Source organism: Kitasatospora nipponensis (assembly GCF_039528135.1).
Classification (GTDB): Bacteria; Actinomycetota; Actinomycetes; order Streptomycetales; family Streptomycetaceae; genus Kitasatospora; species Kitasatospora nipponensis.
In genome coordinates, this window is record NZ_BAAALF010001042.1 from 1 (window position 1) to 550 (window position 550).

At 68.0% G+C, this 550-nt stretch carries 1 pseudogene; it reads right to left on the reverse strand.

From position 1 onward, the window contains the following. Positions 1 to 440: pseudogene (locus tag ABD323_RS44765) on the reverse strand (recombinase family protein); the annotation flags it as partial. Positions 441 to 550 lie beyond the last annotated feature (110 nt).

Consider the following 550-nt stretch of genomic DNA (forward strand, 5'->3'; position numbering starts at 1 on the left):
ACAACTGCCAGCACCTCGGCCGACGGGTCGTCAGGGATCTCCGCCGTCACGGTCACCCGATCCTCTGCGTTCCGGCCTGGACGCACCTCGACCCGTACGCCGTGTTCGATCAGCATCTCCCGTCGTCCCTGAACGTCTTCCCTTGCCCACCGGTCGGCGACGGTCTCACCGGTCGGGACAGTGATCCACCCGCCGGGCCGCTCGGGCTGCTTCTCCAACTCCCTGATCTCGGCGTTGCACGCCTTGAACTGCTGCTGGAACGTCTCCGCGTCCTCGGGCTCGTCGTAGATCCCAGCCTGACGGTCCGCCAGAAGTCGGGCCTTGACGGCCTTCAACTCGGCTATCTGCGAGCCAAATCCGGTCCCGGGCTCGTAGATCCGGCGCATGAGCTGGCCGGCCCCGTAGCGGGCGAGGAACCGGGTTTCCACGATCTTGTCCAAGATCGCGCCCGCCATGATCGGCGCGGGACTGCACTCCTCCGACCCCGGGATGCCCCGTGCCCGGCCCTGGCAGGAGTAGGCGGGCACGCACTTCCCCTTGGTGCGGCTCG